Annotated in this window: 15 protein-coding genes; 7 read left to right on the top strand and 8 right to left on the bottom strand. The window is 52.2% G+C overall.

From position 1 onward, the window contains the following. Positions 1-268: 268 nt before the first annotated feature. From potG to rlmC, 5 genes are all read left to right on the top strand, one after another. On the top strand, positions 269-1402 hold the full coding sequence (potG, locus tag A0G03_RS02885) for a putrescine ABC transporter ATP-binding subunit PotG (RefSeq protein ID WP_011094218.1): 1134 nt from the start codon (positions 269-271) through the stop codon (positions 1400-1402). Between the two features lie 14 nt (positions 1403-1416). Continuing rightward, positions 1417-2382: a putrescine ABC transporter permease PotH gene (potH, locus tag A0G03_RS02880; RefSeq protein WP_048260659.1), complete on the top strand. Its 966-nt coding sequence runs from the start codon at positions 1417-1419 to the stop codon at positions 2380-2382. Further along, a complete protein-coding gene (gene potI, locus A0G03_RS02875) occupies positions 2379-3224 on the top strand; it encodes a putrescine ABC transporter permease PotI (RefSeq protein WP_039300752.1) in 846 nt (281 codons plus the stop codon). Before potH ends, potI begins: the two co-directional genes overlap by 4 nt. Before the next feature lie 207 nt (positions 3225-3431). Then, positions 3432-3884 (top strand): YbjO family protein, encoded by a 453-nt coding sequence (locus tag A0G03_RS02870; RefSeq protein ID WP_048260658.1) that lies wholly within the window; start codon positions 3432-3434, stop codon positions 3882-3884. 125 nt (positions 3885-4009) lie between these two features. Then, on the top strand, positions 4010-5152 hold the full coding sequence (gene rlmC, locus A0G03_RS02865) for a 23S rRNA (uracil(747)-C(5))-methyltransferase RlmC (protein ID WP_048260657.1): 1143 nt from the start codon (positions 4010-4012) through the stop codon (positions 5150-5152). Positions 5153-5443: 291 nt separating this feature from the next. Here the strand turns inward: rlmC and artJ (A0G03_RS02860) are convergent, their stop codons facing one another. The 5 genes from artJ (A0G03_RS02860) to artP all read right to left on the bottom strand — a co-directional run bounded on the left by artJ (A0G03_RS02860) (position 5444) and on the right by artP (position 9454). Further along, a complete protein-coding gene (artJ, locus tag A0G03_RS02860; protein WP_048260656.1) occupies positions 5444-6175 on the bottom strand; it encodes an arginine ABC transporter substrate-binding protein in 732 nt (243 codons plus the stop codon). Between the two features lie 402 nt (positions 6176-6577). Further along, positions 6578-7246 (bottom strand): arginine ABC transporter permease ArtM, encoded by a 669-nt coding sequence (artM, locus tag A0G03_RS02855; RefSeq protein ID WP_048260655.1) that lies wholly within the window; start codon positions 7244-7246, stop codon positions 6578-6580. Continuing rightward, positions 7246-7962, bottom strand: coding sequence for an arginine ABC transporter permease ArtQ (artQ, locus tag A0G03_RS02850; protein WP_048260654.1), 717 nt, complete (start codon positions 7960-7962; stop codon positions 7246-7248). Before artQ ends, artM begins: the two co-directional genes overlap by 1 nt. An 11-nt stretch (positions 7963-7973) precedes the next feature. Beyond that, positions 7974-8705, bottom strand: coding sequence for an arginine ABC transporter substrate-binding protein (gene artJ, locus A0G03_RS02845; protein ID WP_048260653.1), 732 nt, complete (start codon positions 8703-8705; stop codon positions 7974-7976). A gap of 20 nt (positions 8706-8725) precedes the next feature. Then, positions 8726-9454, bottom strand: coding sequence for an arginine ABC transporter ATP-binding protein ArtP (gene artP / locus A0G03_RS02840; RefSeq protein WP_167389290.1), 729 nt, complete (start codon positions 9452-9454; stop codon positions 8726-8728). 157 nt (positions 9455-9611) lie between these two features. On the opposite strand from artP, the gene A0G03_RS02835 reads away from it, so the two are divergent. Beyond that, entirely contained in the window at positions 9612-9935 is a 324-nt protein-coding gene (locus tag A0G03_RS02835; protein WP_048260651.1) for a heavy metal-binding domain-containing protein, read from the top strand. Between the two features lie 67 nt (positions 9936-10002). Beyond that, positions 10003-10830, top strand: a complete 828-nt coding sequence (locus A0G03_RS02830) for an N-acetylmuramoyl-L-alanine amidase (RefSeq protein WP_048261129.1) — start codon at positions 10003-10005, stop codon at positions 10828-10830. On the opposite strand, the gene A0G03_RS02825 is transcribed toward A0G03_RS02830, so the two are convergent. The 3 genes from A0G03_RS02825 to hcp all read right to left on the bottom strand — a co-directional run bounded on the left by A0G03_RS02825 (position 10827) and on the right by hcp (position 15239). Further along, positions 10827-12263, bottom strand: coding sequence for a DUF2867 domain-containing protein (locus A0G03_RS02825; RefSeq protein ID WP_048260650.1), 1437 nt, complete (start codon positions 12261-12263; stop codon positions 10827-10829). The two genes, A0G03_RS02830 and A0G03_RS02825, sit on opposite strands and share 4 nt — an antisense overlap. Positions 12264-12421: 158 nt before the next feature. Beyond that, positions 12422-13447: an NADH oxidoreductase gene (gene hcr / locus A0G03_RS02820; protein ID WP_048260647.1), complete on the bottom strand. Its 1026-nt coding sequence runs from the start codon at positions 13445-13447 to the stop codon at positions 12422-12424. Positions 13448-13586: 139 nt separating this feature from the next. Continuing rightward, positions 13587-15239 (bottom strand): hydroxylamine reductase, encoded by a 1653-nt coding sequence (gene hcp / locus A0G03_RS02815; RefSeq protein ID WP_048260645.1) that lies wholly within the window; start codon positions 15237-15239, stop codon positions 13587-13589. Positions 15240-15290: the final 51 nt, after the last annotated feature.

The following is a 15290-nucleotide window of genomic DNA, read 5'->3' as shown; positions in this document are numbered from 1 at the left end:
TTTTGGATCTGAATAGTTACCCAAGCGCTTGACGGTTGCTGGTTTCGGCAACCAAAGAATGGATGGGTATAAAATACTCTAAATAATTCAAGTTTCAGGCAGCTAACGCACATGCAATTTGAAGTATGACGAGTATTAATGTGGCAAAGAACAGGCGGAGATACCGCCTGTTCGCGCTCTATATTGTGTCACACCGCTGAATGTAAAAGTGCCTACTGGCAACATCAGCGGTGTGACTTGTTCTGCTTTTGCCGGAGAGCAATGCGAAGTGAATGACGCAATCCCCCGCCCTCAATCAAAACCTCAAAAAGCGGCCACGCCGCTGCTGGAAGTACGTAACCTGACGAAGTCGTTCGATGGTCAGGCCGCCGTCGATGATGTCAGCCTGACGATTTATAAAGGCGAAATTTTTGCTCTGCTGGGTGCATCCGGTTGTGGGAAATCCACGCTGCTGCGCATGCTGGCAGGTTTTGAGCTCCCCACGCAGGGGCAGATTGTTCTGGATGGTCAGGATTTGTCATTGGTGCCGCCTTACCAGCGTCCCATCAATATGATGTTTCAGTCTTACGCGCTGTTCCCACACATGACGGTGGAAAAGAATATCGCGTTTGGTTTGAAACAGGACAAGTTACCGCGTGCAGAAATCAAAGATCGCGTGGAAGAGATGCTATCGCTGGTGCACATGCAGGAGTTCGCCAATCGTAAACCGCATCAACTTTCCGGCGGTCAGCGTCAGCGTGTTGCGTTGGCACGTAGTCTGGCGAAGCGTCCAAAGCTGTTGCTGTTAGACGAGCCGATGGGGGCACTGGACAAAAAATTACGCGACCGCATGCAGCTTGAAGTGGTCGATATTCTGGAGCGCGTGGGGGCGACCTGTGTGATGGTGACGCACGATCAGGAGGAAGCCATGACTATGGCTGGTCGTATTGCCATCATGAATCGCGGCAAGTTCGTACAGATTGGCGAGCCTGAAGAGATTTATGAGCACCCGAATACGCGTTTCAGCGCGGAATTTATCGGCTCGGTCAATATGTTTGAAGGGATATTGCAGGAACGTCAGGACGATGCACTGATCATCAAAAGCCCTGGGCTGGTGCACTCGCTGAAAGTCGATTCGGATGTCTCGGTGGTTGATGGCGTTCCGGTTTACATCGCGTTGCGCCCTGAAAAAATCATGCTGTGCGAAGAGGTTCCGGCTGACGGCTGTAATTTCGCGGTGGGCGAAGTTGTGCACATCGCTTATCTGGGCGATTTGTCGATTTACCACGTCAGGCTCAATAGCGGGCAAACTATCAGCGCGCAGTTACAAAATGCCTACCGCTATCGCAAAGGCACACCGACCTGGGGAGATGAGGTTCGGCTGTGTTGGGATGCGGATAGCTGTGTGGTTCTGACGGTGTAACGAGGAAGAATGCCATGACTTTATTTCCTGAACATCACACGGCGGAACCACCGGGCAAGGCCAAACTCTGGCTGCGAGTGTTGATGGCGCGTTGGCGTCAAAAACATGGGCGCAAGCTGGTTATTGCGCTGCCGTATCTGTGGCTGCTGCTGCTATTCATGCTGCCGTTCCTGATCGTATTTAAAATCAGTTTTGCTGAGATGGCGCGGGCTATTCCGCCCTATACCGATCTGGTTTCCTGGATGGACGACAAGCTGGATATTTCCCTGAATCTTGGGAACTACCTGCATTTGTTAGATGATCCGCTATATTTCGATGCCTATATGCAATCGCTTCAGGTTGCTGCGGTGTCGACGCTGTGCTGCTTGTTTATTGGCTATCCGCTAGCCTGGGCGGTGGCGCACAGTAAACCCTCAACGCGTAATATCCTGCTATTGCTGGTGATTCTGCCGTCATGGACGTCATTTCTGATTCGCGTTTATGCCTGGATGGGGATACTGAAAAATAACGGTATCCTGAATAATTTCCTGCTGTGGCTGGGCGTGATTGATGAACCGCTGATCATTCTGCATACCAATCTGGCGGTTTATATCGGCGTCGTCTATTCCTATCTGCCGTTTATGGTGTTGCCTATCTATACCGCGCTGACGCGGCTGGACTATTCGCTGGTGGAAGCCTCGTTGGATCTGGGTGCGCGGCCGTTAAGAACCTTCTTCAGCGTGATCGTCCCGTTAACGAAAGGCGGAATAATTGCGGGCTCGATGTTGGTATTCATCCCCGCGGTGGGGGAATACGTGATTCCAGAACTGCTTGGCGGGCCGGACAGCATCATGATTGGCCGTATTCTGTGGCAGGAATTCTTCAATAATCGCGATTGGCCAGTGGCATCCGCTGTCGCCATCGTCATGCTGCTGCTGTTGATTATGCCGATTATGTGGTTCCACAAACATCAGAGCAAAACCGCGGAGGGCGAAGCGTGAATAATTTACCTGTTGTTCGCTCACCGTGGCGTATTGTGATTTTGGTGCTGTGCTTTACGTTCCTCTATGCGCCGATGCTGATGTTGGTAATCTATTCGTTCAACAGCTCCAAGCTGGTTACCGTATGGGCGGGGTGGTCGACGCGCTGGTATGTCGAGCTGTTCCACAATACGGCGATGATCAGTGCGGTGCTTCTGAGCCTGACGATTGCGGCTGCCTCGGCGACAATGGCCGTGATTCTCGGAACGATCGCCGCCGTGGTGATGGTGCGTTTTGGCCGCTTCCGTGGCGCTAATGGGTTTGCGTTTATGCTGACGGCACCGCTGGTGATGCCGGATGTGATTACTGGTCTGTCGCTGCTGTTGCTCTTTGTGGCATTAGGGCATGCCATTGGCTGGCCAGCGGAAAGAGGGATGTTCACCATCTGGCTGGCACACGTCACGTTCTGTACTGCGTATGTCACCGTGGTGATTAGCGCGCGTCTGCGTGAACTGGACCGTTCGATTGAAGAAGCCGCGATGGATCTGGGTGCAAACCCGCTCAAAGTTTTCTTCATTATCACGGTGCCGATGATTGCCCCTGCGCTGCTTTCAGGCTGGCTGCTGGCGTTTACGCTGTCGCTGGACGATCTGGTTATCGCCAGTTTCGTGGCGGGGCCGGGATCGACAACGCTGCCAATGCTGGTGTTCTCCAGCGTCAGAATGGGCGTTAATCCACAAATTAACGCATTGGCTTCCCTGATATTGTTAGTCGTTGGTATTATTGGGTTTATCGCCTGGTGGTTTATGGCGAGAGCAGAGAAGCAGCGTTATCGCGATATGCAAAAAGCGAGACGTGGCTGATTCGATTTCTCATCGTAATTTGTTAGCCTAGCGAAGATTTCCAGCAACGCCGCCAGAGGATGGGGGCGTTGTTGTTTTATATGACTATCAAGTTTTATATCCGTATCACGTTTTATATTGGCATCGAATTTTATCGTGGTGCTGTATTTTTGGCGGATAAATACCGCATGAAGGGAGAGCGTTGAAATTCTGTACACGAAGAAGGAAATGACACAACGCAAAGTTTATGCCCCGGTGCCAGTTATGGTGGCGGGGATTGCTATTATAGCTACCCGTTTTTTGGGGATTTTGCTGCTAGTGTGGGAGTTAGGGCTCAGCGATTTAAGCGGCTGGATTGGTAGCAACGCGGAAGCCTGGGATTCGACGCTGGTGTTACTGTTATCGCTCGTTATTGTCGGCATTGAGATCCGCTGTGGCTTTGCCGTTTTGGCCGGAGTGAACTGGGGGCGTTGGGGCTATATAGCCTGTCAGGGCATCGTTGTGTGTTATCTCCTGCTGGCGTCGCTAAGTGAATTTATGCCAGCGATATTCCATATTTCAGGAGAGAACAACGCCGCTGTACTGCATCAACTCCTGCTACAAAAAATCCCAGATCTTCTGGTGATTGTTTTACTGTTTCTGCCACGGCGCAGTAAGCGCTTTTTTCTGCGCCAGAAATAGACATTTCTATCTCCTGAGCCAATCGGCTTCTGGTGTCGCCCATGAACAAGCGGAAAGTTCGCGGGCTGACGCCGTCAGGGTGATATAATCCTCTCATTCTGTATTATTTTAATAGTTAGATTTTTATGCATTGTGCCCGCTACAACACGGGAACCTGTCGTTCCTGCCAATGGCTGGAAAAAGCCTACCCACAGCAATTGTCTGATAAGCAGCAGCACCTTGAAGGCTTGCTGCAACCGCACGCCGTGCAGCGCTGGATATCGGTGCAACCTTCTGCGCAGACTGCATTTCGTAATAAAGCCAAAATGGTGGTGAGCGGCAGCGTGGAATGTCCGCTATTGGGGATGTTACACCGTGATGGAACTGCGGTGGATCTCTGTGATTGCCCACTTTATCCGACCAGCTTCGCGCCAGTTTTCGATGTGCTTAAAGTCTTTATCGCCCGTGCGGGGCTGACGCCTTATAACGTGGCTCGACGCCGTGGGGAACTGAAATACTTACTGCTGACTGAGAGTACGCAGCGCGGTACGTTCATGCTGCGCTTTGTCTTACGCTCGGAAACGAAGCTGGCGCAGTTGCGTGCCGCATTGCCTTGGCTACAACAGCAGTTGCCCCAGCTTGAGGTGATATCCGCTAACATCCAGCCCGTGCATCAGGCGATTATGGAAGGGAAAACGGAGATTATCCTGAGTGATGCTGCGGCGCTGGCAGAGCAGTTCAATCAGGTGCCGTTGTATATCCGTCCGCAAAGCTTTTTCCAGACTAACCCACAGGTAGCGGCTGCGCTGTATGCGACGGCGCGCGACTGGGTGGCAGAACTGAAGATTACCAGCATGTGGGATCTGTTTTGCGGCGTTGGGGGTTTTGGCCTGCACTGCGCATCACCCGACATGCGTTTGACAGGCATTGAAATCAGCGCCGAGGCGATAGCCTGCGCGCGTCGCTCCGCAGAACAGCTGGGGCTAAAACAGGTGGAGTTTCAGGCGCTGGATTCAACGCAGTTCGCGACGGCAAAATCAGAAATACCCGATCTGGTGCTGGTTAACCCGCCGCGTCGCGGTATCGGCAGTGAACTGTGCGCCTACCTGAGCCTGATGGCACCGGACTATATTCTCTATTCCAGCTGCAACGCTGAAAGCATGGCAAAAGACATGACTGAACTGTCGAACTACCGCGCGCTGCGTGTACAGCTGTTCGACATGTTCCCGCACACGGCGCACTACGAAGTACTGACGTTATTGAAGCGTGATGACATAGAGAAAATTTAGGTCATCTGTGTTCTTTGTGGAGTTATGCTCTACCTGGCGTAAAAAATTGAACCGTAGAGCCGTTTGATAATGTGAGCCTTAAGACCGTATTAGATTTTTTGGTAAAACCATTTGCAGAACGAGAACGGTGATAATGGGATAGAAGAGTAAAGCGTTTGCGCCATGGATGGCGCAACTCGAGCGTACAGGGATGTATTCACAGCGTCTTTACGATCTACCCATTATCACCGCTCTGTGTTCGTTCTCTACGCATTAACGCGGTGCATCACACCGCGCTAAGTGAAGCGAACCTTATTGCGGGAACCACTTGTCATTGATGGTTTTGTACGTGCCGTCGGCTTTGATGGCATCCAGCGCTTTGTTCAGTTTTTCCAGCAGCGCCTTGTCATCGGGACGAACGGCGATACCTAACCCGGTGCCGAAGTATTCAGCGTCAGTCACATGTTCACCAACTGTCGCCAGTTCTGGGTTCGTCTTAATCCACTCGTTGACGACAGCGGTATCGCCGAATACGCCGTCGATACGGCCATTCTTGAGATCCAGCACTGCGTTCTGATAGCTGTCATAAGAGACGGTTTGTACTTCCGTGTGCTTATCGTGCATGTATTTCTGGTGTGTCGTGCCATTTTCCATACCGATACGTTTGCCTTTCATCGCGGCAAAGTCACTGAATTTCCCTTTTTGCACGATAATCACGGCTGAGTTGGCATAGTAAGGCTGCGTGAAAGCGACCTGCTTGCTGCGCTCCGGAGTGATATCCATACCGGAAATCACTGCGTCATAGCGACGGAATTTCAACGCAGGGATCAGGCTGTCAAACGCCTGATTGGTGAACGTACAGGTGGCTTGCATTTGTTTACACAGTGCTTTCGCCAAATCCATATCGAAACCGACAATTTCGTTGCTGGCATCCAGTGACTCAAATGGCGGGTAGGTGGCTGATGATGCAAAACGGATGGTGTCTGCTGCGGTGGCGCTGAAGGCGATTCCTGCCAGTAACGTGGCGAGCACTAACTTTTTCATTACTTACTCCTGTCTGTTTTTCTTATAGTGCATACCCGTCATACTTCAAGTTGCATGTGCGTTGGCTGCGTTCACTCACCCGAATCACTTACTTATGTAAGCTCATCGGGATTCCTTCTCTTGCCGCCTTCCTGAAACTCGAATTATTTAGGGTATGAATATATGTGCGGAGGGTTCCGACGTCATGGCGATTACCATGCCAGCTATTGAATTTGTATGCAATTAAAATGATTAATAAATCGATTTATTGCATGTTTTTACATCAGCAGACAATAAAAAATTTCTGGGAGAAATTTTTAACGTTCTGTCAGCAACGGCCCTAAGGGTAGCGGCCAGGGATGGCACGCCATAAAAAAGCAGGCTATAAAAGCCTGCTTTCTAAGTCGGTAAGTGCGTTAAGGATCAGTTACGGCGTTCGAATACCAGTGAACGACGTTCAACCCAGCGCATCAATAATGTCAGTAACCCATTGACGCACAGATAGATAATTCCAGCCGCGCCAAACACCATCACATCATATGTCCGGCCATACATCAGTTGACTGTAACCCATGACTTCCATCAGCGTGATGGTATAAGCCAGCGACGTGCTCTTAAATACCAGCACTACTTCGTTTGAATAAGAAGACAGCGCACGTTTAAACGCGAACGGCAGCAAAATGCGTAATGTCTGCTTCTGATTCATTCCCAGAGCCGCGCAGGATTGCCACTGTCCAGCAGGAATGGCTTTTACTGCACCGTAGAAAAGCTGTGTGGTATACGCCGCGCTATTGAGTGCCAGCGCTACCATCGCGCATAGCCACGGTTGTGACAGCAAGCTCCACAGCCAGGGGATTTGCTGGATAGAGGTAAATTGCCCGGGGCCGTAGTAAATCAGGAAGATTTGCACCAGCAGCGGCGTACCGGTAAACAGCGTAATGTAGCCTTTCGCCAACAGTGATACGACAGGCGTTTTTAGCGTCAGCACGACAGTCAGCAGCAGTGACAGCACCAGCGCCACGACAATCGAGACGGCGGTCAATGTCAGACTGGTATGCAGACCTTTTAATAGCTCAGGTAAATAAGCGAGCATCAGGAAGGTCTCCGCTCAAAACGCGTGGTGTGCAGATCAATGCGTTTCAGCACATACTGACTTAATAGCGTGATAACCAAATAGATTGCTGCTGCGACGACATACCAGGTAAAGGGCTCCTGCGTCCGTGTAGCAATGCTTTTGGTTTGCAGCATCAAATCGTTAACGCTAATTAGGGAAACCAGCGCGGTATCTTTCAGTAATACCAGCCACTGATTACCTAATCCCGGCAGCGCGTGACGCCACATCTGCGGCATAATCAAACGGAAAAAGATCGCAGATTTGCTGAGCCCCAACGCTTGTCCTGATTCCCATTGTCCTTGCGGTACGGCTTTCAGCGCGCCGCGCAGCGTTTGGGATGCGTAGGCCGCATACAGCAGCGCCAGCGCAATCACGCCACACAGGAAGGGACTGATTTCAAACATGCCGATGTCCAGTTTTACCGGAATCTGCACAATGAAAAGATTCAGAGTAAAGCCATCCGCCAGCATCATCAGCAGTTGGGAGGAGCCGAAATAGATAAACAGCACCACCAGAATTTCTGGCAGACCGCGCAAGAGTGTGACTACCGCTGTACCTGTCCAGCTAACGGCTTTCCAGCGAACGGTTTCCCAAACGGCAAACAGCATAGCCAGCGCGAGGCCGAGCACCAGTGCACAAACGGCAAGGCCGACGGTCATCCCGGCGGCGCTTGCAAGAGGTTGAAATTCAATCATTGAGCGTCAGATTACTGCTGGAACCATTTTTTGTAGATGGTCTCGTAAGTACCATCCTGCTTGATTTTGCTGAGCGCATCGTTGAATTTTTTCAACAGCTCATCGTTATTCTGGCGTACCGCGATGCCTAGACCGACACCGAAGTAACCTTTATCCGTTACGCTTTCACCGACGGAGGCCAGCGTATCGTTTTGCTTCAGCCATTCGTTAACCACTGCAGTGTCACCGAATACGGCATCCAGACGGCCACTTTTCAGGTCCAGCACCGCATTCTGGTAGCTGTCGTAAGGTACGGCGGTAATTTCAGGATGTTTTTCCAGCAGGTATTTCTGGTGGGTACTACCATTCTGCATCCCTACACGTTTGCCTTTCAGTGCAGCGACATCGGCGACTTTCCCTTTCTGGGCGATAAACAAGGCAGCGTTATCATAGTAAGGCTGGGAGAATGACACCTGCTGCTGGCGCTCTGGGGTAATATCCATTCCCGCGATGACGGCTTCAAAACGACGGAATTTCAGACCAGGGATCAGACTGTCGAAAGCCTGATTGCTGAACGTGCAGTTTGCCTGCATTTCTTTGCACAATGCGTTAGCCAGATCGATATCAAAGCCCTGAATCTGGTTATTGGCATCAACAAATTCAAACGGAGGATAGGAGGCTTCTGTCGCGAAACGGATGGTATCCGCGGCGTTAGCAGAGGCGGCACCCACAGCGAATAAGGCTGCAACAATCAATTTTTTCATTGTCATTTTCCTGATAGTAATCAATGTGATAAATAACCAGCGAACTCAGGCGTTTGCGGCTGAGCAAAGTGCGTCGCATCTCCTTGTTCAACGATGCGGCCGTTTTCCATATAAACCACTCGGCTGGCCGTTTTACGGGCGAACTCGACTTCGTGGGTTACGATCACCTGCGTAATGCCAGTTTGCGCCAATTCACGGATGATGTTGACGACCTGAGCGGTAATCTCTGGATCTAATGCGGCAGTCGGTTCATCAAACAGCAAGACCTGAGGTTCCATCATCAGCGCACGAGCAATCGCCACGCGCTGCTGCTGCCCACCAGAAAGATGGAGAGGAAAGCGATCGGAAAAATCATTGAGACGCAGGCGAGTCAGCAGCTTGTCTGCACGCGCTTTCGCTTCTTCCTTACTCAGCCCCAGCACGCGGCAGGGCGCTTCTATAAGGTTTTGCACCACGGTCAGATGCGGCCATAAATTATATTGCTGGAAGACCATCCCAACGTTCTGACGCAGTTCACGTATCGCGTTGTCGGATGGCGTGCGCTGAAAATCAAACTGATTACCAGCGATGGAAAGTGTGCCTGAGCGCGGCATTTCGAGCAGGTTGAGAACGCGTATCAGCGAACTCTTTCCTGCCCCGCTAGGACCAAGAAGCACCAGCGTTTCACCCGCAGGACAATCAAGGGTGATATCAAATAGCGCCTGGTATGTGCCGTAGAAACAGTTAATGCCGTTTAGTTGAATACTCATGCGTAATAATTGAATAGACATTGATGCGGCGAATGTTAACGTTGGCAGAATAGTTATGCAATCACCGTGGGTTAAAATTTGCCAATAAGCGATTTATTGGTTAAATAATAGCACAAAATAGTGGTTTACGGCTTGAGGCCTGCTTTAGGAGAAACGAATGCAATTATCCACCACGCCCAATCTGGAAGGCTTCACCATTACTGAATATTGTGGCGTCGTGACCGGCGAAGCTATCCTGGGCGCGAACATCTTCCGTGACTTTTTCGCCAGTATCCGCGATGTGGTCGGCGGCCGTTCCGGTGCCTATGAGAAAGAGTTGCGTAAGGCACGGCAGATTGCATTCAAAGAGCTGCAAGAACAAGCTGATGATTTAGGTGCGAATGCGATTGTAGGCATTGATCTTGATTATGAAACCGTCGGGAAGGATGGCAGCATGCTGATGGTGACCGTCAGTGGCACCGCAGTGAAGGTTCGCCGCTAGTAAGGAGAGTTGCCTCTATAGAGGGTCAAGCGATATGGCGAAAAAGGCACATAACAGTGGAATAACGATGTTGAAATGGATGGTCTGCATAGCGTTGGGGCTGTTGGCGGGTTGTCAGGCTTCTCCCTCGTTGCAGGAACAGAATAATTATGTGCTTGAGACTGCATTGCAGTCTCGGGCGCAGGAGTCCCGTATTCGTTTTTTGGTGATTCACTACACGGCGGAAGATTTTGCCACCTCGCTGAATATCTTGACGGACGATCACGTCAGCGCCCATTACCTTATTCCGGCACATCCGCCGTTGCAGCACGGCAAGCCGCTTGCCTGGCAACTGGTGCCTGAATCTCAGGCCGCATGGCATGCGGGAGCGAGTAGCTGGCGCGGATTTAGTCGACTGAATAATTCCTCGATTGGTATTGAGATCGAAAATGCAGGTTATCAGCGTACGCTAACGGGCTATACGTGGGAGCCGTTCACCGCTGCACAGATTCAGCTCGTGACCGCAATCGCTCATGATATTGTCGAACGTTATCAGATTGCACCGCAGAATGTGGTGGCGCACAGTGATATTGCTCCACAGCGGAAACAAGACCCTGGGCCGCTTTTCCCCTGGCAGGCGTTGGCACAAGCGGGCATTGGTGCCTGGCCGGATGCGCATCGGGTGACGTTCTATTTGAATGGGCGTCCGCCGCTACAGCCCGTTGATGAAGCGGTTCTGCTAGAAAAGCTGGCGCGTTATGGCTATTCGGTGCCGGAAACGATGACGGCACGCGAAAAGCGGCAGGTGATTGCCGCTTTCCAGATGCATTTCCGATCTGATAACTACCAAGGTCAGCCAGATGCGCAGAGTGAAGCGATCGTTGATGCGCTGCTGGAAAAATACGGCAGCCGCTAAACTGCGTTCTTCTCCGCCAGTTTCGCAGTACGTGCCGCCATGCCACGGAAGATAAACAGGTGGGCGGGCATCATCAAAAACCAGTAGACGAGTCCGTTAAACCCTGAAGGGTGCCAGCGGGCGCGAACATCGATGGTGCGGTGAGTGCCTTTGTCTGTGATAGTAAAATTGAGTTTACCCAGCCCGGGTGCTTTCATGCCGAATAGCAGCACCAGCTGACGCTGTGGCTTGATAGAAATGACCTTCCAGCCGTCAATCTTGTCGCCGACTTCCAGCGTCGGGCGTTCGGGGCGTCCATAAGTCACACCGTTGCCGCAAAGATCGTCCAGTCGGGCACGGATTTTCCATAGCGTATTGGCGTAAAAATAGCCTTCTTTGCCACCAACCTGCTGGATAACCTGCCAGAGTGCTTGGTTGGAGGCTGATGTCTCAAGCGTGTGACCCGCCTGTTTGGGATAAAAACCGTAATTCGGCTTCCAGCGTGCACGTACCTCGGTATCATCTCCCCAGTCAGCCTGCTGTACGCTCTCCATTTCGCTTTGCAGCGTGAGGCGCACAGCATCATCAAAGCTCATCAGCTTTTGTGGAATCAATGCCTGTAGTTCGCGTCCATCGGCCTGTAAATCGTGCTTTAACCCCTGAATCAGAGCGCGGGCGATGGAAGGGGGCACCGATGTCACCAGATGCAAGAACCAGACAGACACTAGATGCGTCGGCATGGGAACTGGAATTAGCAATCTGCGCTTGCCGCTGATTTGAATGAAGCGCTCGAACATCGTCTGGTAGCTGATGTATTCGGGGCCTGCGGCATCCATGATGCGATTTTCTGTCGCGGGGTAATGCGCAATGTCGATCAGATAAACCAGCAGGTTTTCCAGCGCAATAGGCGACGATTTAGAGCGCACCCAGCGTGGCGGCGTTAATATCGGCAGGTTATAGACCATATCGCGCATGATCTCGAACGCTGCCGATCCGGTACCGATAATAATACCTGCACGCAGCTCTGTGACGGGAATACCACTACTACGTAAGACATCACCGGTGATCTGGCGCGCCAGCATATGCGGCGAGGTGTCATCCTTCGCCTGAAGCGATCCCAGATAGATAATCTGTTTTACGCTGCTAGAGGCCAGCGCTAGCAGAAGATTCATGGCAGCCATGCGCTCTCTGGCGACGAAATCCGCACCGTCGCCCATGCTGTGCACCAGATAATAGAGCGTTTCCGCCCCCCACAGGCCACCAGGTAGGCTTTCTGGTTTGGTGAGGTCAACCTGCTGGCAGTCAACGCCCGGCCAGTCCCTCGACGCGAGGGACTCAGTATTTCGACCAGCAGCAATCACCCGGTTGCCCTGCTTGCTCAAGCGTTCGGTTAAATGGCGGCCAATGTAGCCAGTTGCGCCCAGAATTAGGATCGGGGCTAAGGGGGATGTCATGCGTCAGCGGCTCCACAGCAAAATATAACCATGGCTTACTATAACGGGGAAAAGAAAGAAAGTGAGGAAAAGTGTGCGATAACAAGGCGTAATTTAACATGGCCTACCTGCCCGATAGCTGTGCTACCGAGCAGAAGGGGGTAAAGCGGGGGAGAATATCAGGCCAGAACGGTGTTGCCTTGTAGCTGGCAGCTACAGGCCAGAACATAGCCTTGCTCGATCTCGGCAGGCGTCAGTGTCATGGTGCTGGTAGTGGTGTATTTACCGGACAACACGCGAGTTTTGCAACTCCCGCACACACCCGCGCGACAGGCGGCGAGAACCTGCACCTTATTGGCCTCCAGTGCAGCCAGTAGGCTGATACCCACCGGCACACGTAGATTCTTCAGCGGACGGCTGATGGTCAGCGTGATCTGATCGGCGTCTTCATCCACGACTTCATCAGTCGGGCGGAACTGCTCTTTAAATATGCGATTTGACGCCACGCCAAGCTGCTGACTCAGCGTTTCAATCTGGTTCATGTATGGCGCAGGGCCACAGGTCATCACGGTGCGGTTGGTGATATCCGGCACGCGTTCGACGAGCAGATCGCCGCTGATGCGTCCGGCGAGGAAACCGGGCACGGCGTCAAACTCCGCCATCAGCGTCAGATGTAATTGCTGCGGGTAGCGTTGCACCAGATCTTGCCATTCGTTGGCGAAAATCACCTGCTGTGGATTGCGTACGTTGAAAATGACGTGGATATCGGTTTGCGGTTTATTCGCCAGAAGCCAGCGGCACATCGACATAATCGGCGTGACGCCGCAGCCTGCTGCTGCCATCAAGTAACGATCGCTGATCGCGTTGGCGCAGGTAAATTCGCCCTGTGTATCGGACAGCCAGAGATAATCACCGACCTTCAGCGTTTGAGTCAGCCAGCGGGAACCGACGCCGTCGTCCAGCCTTCTTACTGTCAAGGTAATGAAGCGGCTGAGGCCCGGCGAAGAAGAGATGGTATAAGCCCGTAGCGTCTCCTCGCTGTTAGCAATGCTGACGAGCGCATACTGACCCGGCTGATACGGATAAAAGTCATGATTAACCAGTGATATCGTCCAGACATCCGGCGTTTCCTGGGTAATCGAGTGCACCTGCATGCGGTTAGAACAAAGCGGTGTCGGCCCAGCGTGTGGTACTGGCATCGTCATAGTCAATCTCCATAACAAACGGATACGGTGAAGCGTGTAAAAATAGCGGCCCATGAAACGATAGGCTTAGCGTGAAGCATCAATGCCGACACTTCACGCTGCGTGACGAGGAACGCGCTCCTCCGTCCGCGTTGATTCATCAAGCGGCCAGAATGGTGTTCATGTCCTGTTCAACGGTGGTAATCGCCCGCATACCGAATTTGTCGTTCAGAATGGCAAGCAGGTTGTCCGTCAGGAAGCCCGGTGCAGTTGGTCCGGTGTAGATGTTCTTCACGCCGAGGGACAGCAGGGTCAGCAGGATGACAATCGCTTTCTGCTCAAACCACGACAGTACCAGACTCAGCGGCAGGTCGTTGACGCCACAGCCCAGTTTCTCTGCCAGTTTGACGGCCAGAATAATGGCTGCGTAGGCATCGTTACATTGGCCGACATCTAGCAGACGTGGAAGACCTTCCAGCGTACCGAAGTCCAGTTTGTTGAAGCGGTATTTACCGCATGCCAGCGTCATGATCAGACAGTCTTGTGGGACGCTCAGCGTGAAGTCAGTGAAGTAGCTACGTTCTTCACGGCTGCCGTCACATCCGCCAACGAGGAAGACGTGGCGCAGTTTTTTCTGTGCAACCAGGTCGATGACGGTATCGGCGGCGCTCAGCAGCGTTTCACGACCAAAGCCGACGGTGATCATGTGTTCGATTTCGCTGTATGGGAAACCAGCCAGACCTTGTGCCTGTTCGATAACCGGGCTGAAATCGTCGCCTTCCAGATGGTTCACGCCCGGCCAGCCGACGATGCTACGCGTCCAGATGCGATCGCCGTAGTTGCCTACGTTTGGGTCAATAATGCAGTTAGACGTCATGACGATCGCGCCAGGGAATTTGGCAAACTCAGTCTGTTGATTCTGCCAACCGCTGCCGTAGTTACCTGCCAGATGTTTGAATTTTTTCAGCTCTGGGTAACCGTGTGCAGGCAGCATCTCGCCGTGCGTATAAATATTCACGCCGGTGCCGTCGGTTTGCTCCAGCAGCATGCGCAGGTCTTTCAGGTCATGACCAGAAATCAAAATGGCTTTACCGGCAATAGGGCGCACGTTAACGGAGGTTGGCTGTGGGTGACCGTAAGCATCAGTTTCGCCATGGTCGAGGATTGCCATGACGTTGAAGTTCATTTTACCGATGCCCATCGCGTTGTTCAGCAAGGTATCGACATCGGCTGGCTGTGTGCCCAACCACGCCATGAAAGCATGGTATTCAGCATAGAGTGCGTTGTCATATTGACCGAGAACGTGGGCGTGTTCCATGTAGGCCGCCGCACCTTTCAGGCCGTAGAGGTTGAGCATACGCAAACCGTGAACGTCATCACCGATAATGGCTTTATCGCTGTCCAGTGCAAAATCCTCTGCCTGTTGCAGCAAGGTCGGAATATCGTTGCCAGCCAGTTGCAGCGCGGCCATCGGGTGATCTACTGTCGTCGTGGCATCGTGCAGGCGGCAGCGAACTGCCAGCGACTCACGCAGTGTGATAGCTTCCTGCGCGTAGCCAATAATACGTTGGGAATCGAAGTTAACGTTGGTCAGCGTAGAGAAGAAGGCGCGTGGCGCAAAGCTATCGACATCGTGATCGATAATATCCAGCTCGCGTGCTTTCAGCGCCCAGGCAGAAAGCCCTTGTAGCACAGCCACCAGTAGGTCTTGCAGATCGGAGGTTTCTGCGGTTTTGCCGCACATGCCCTGCGCGTAAGAGCAGCCGTTTCCAACAGGGGTACGAATCGTTTGTTCACATTGCACACAAAACATAATGACTTCCTTTTTTAAGTTGCATTTTAAATGCTTGTTTAAAGCATAGTG

This window comes from Pectobacterium peruviense, assembly GCF_002847345.1.
GTDB lineage: Bacteria > Pseudomonadota > Gammaproteobacteria > Enterobacterales > Enterobacteriaceae > Pectobacterium > Pectobacterium peruviense.
Note: the sequence above shows the minus strand (reverse complement) of the source record. Positions and strands in the feature narration are given on the sequence as shown.

What these genes read in the sequence shown, in the direction of transcription:
- potH (WP_048260659.1), top strand. Translation starts at nt 1,417, where the DNA reads ATGACTTTATTTCCTGAACATCACACGGCGGAACCACCGGGCAAGGCC.
- A0G03_RS02870 (WP_048260658.1), top strand. Translation starts at nt 3,432, where the DNA reads ATGACACAACGCAAAGTTTATGCCCCGGTGCCAGTTATGGTGGCGGGG.
- rlmC (WP_048260657.1), top strand. Translation starts at nt 4,010, where the DNA reads ATGCATTGTGCCCGCTACAACACGGGAACCTGTCGTTCCTGCCAATGG.
- artJ (WP_048260656.1), bottom strand. Translation starts at nt 6,175, where the DNA reads ATGAAAAAGTTAGTGCTCGCCACGTTACTGGCAGGAATCGCCTTCAGC.
- artM (WP_048260655.1), bottom strand. Translation starts at nt 7,246, where the DNA reads ATGCTCGCTTATTTACCTGAGCTATTAAAAGGTCTGCATACCAGTCTG.
- artQ (WP_048260654.1), bottom strand. Translation starts at nt 7,962, where the DNA reads ATGATTGAATTTCAACCTCTTGCAAGCGCCGCCGGGATGACCGTCGGC.
- artJ (WP_048260653.1), bottom strand. Translation starts at nt 8,705, where the DNA reads ATGAAAAAATTGATTGTTGCAGCCTTATTCGCTGTGGGTGCCGCCTCT.
- artP (WP_167389290.1), bottom strand. Translation starts at nt 9,454, where the DNA reads ATGAGTATTCAACTAAACGGCATTAACTGTTTCTACGGCACATACCAG.
- A0G03_RS02835 (WP_048260651.1), top strand. Translation starts at nt 9,612, where the DNA reads ATGCAATTATCCACCACGCCCAATCTGGAAGGCTTCACCATTACTGAA.
- A0G03_RS02830 (WP_048261129.1), top strand. Translation starts at nt 10,003, where the DNA reads ATGTTGAAATGGATGGTCTGCATAGCGTTGGGGCTGTTGGCGGGTTGT.
- A0G03_RS02825 (WP_048260650.1), bottom strand. Translation starts at nt 12,263, where the DNA reads ATGACATCCCCCTTAGCCCCGATCCTAATTCTGGGCGCAACTGGCTAC.
- hcr (WP_048260647.1), bottom strand. Translation starts at nt 13,447, where the DNA reads ATGACGATGCCAGTACCACACGCTGGGCCGACACCGCTTTGTTCTAAC.
- hcp (WP_048260645.1), bottom strand. Translation starts at nt 15,239, where the DNA reads ATGTTTTGTGTGCAATGTGAACAAACGATTCGTACCCCTGTTGGAAAC.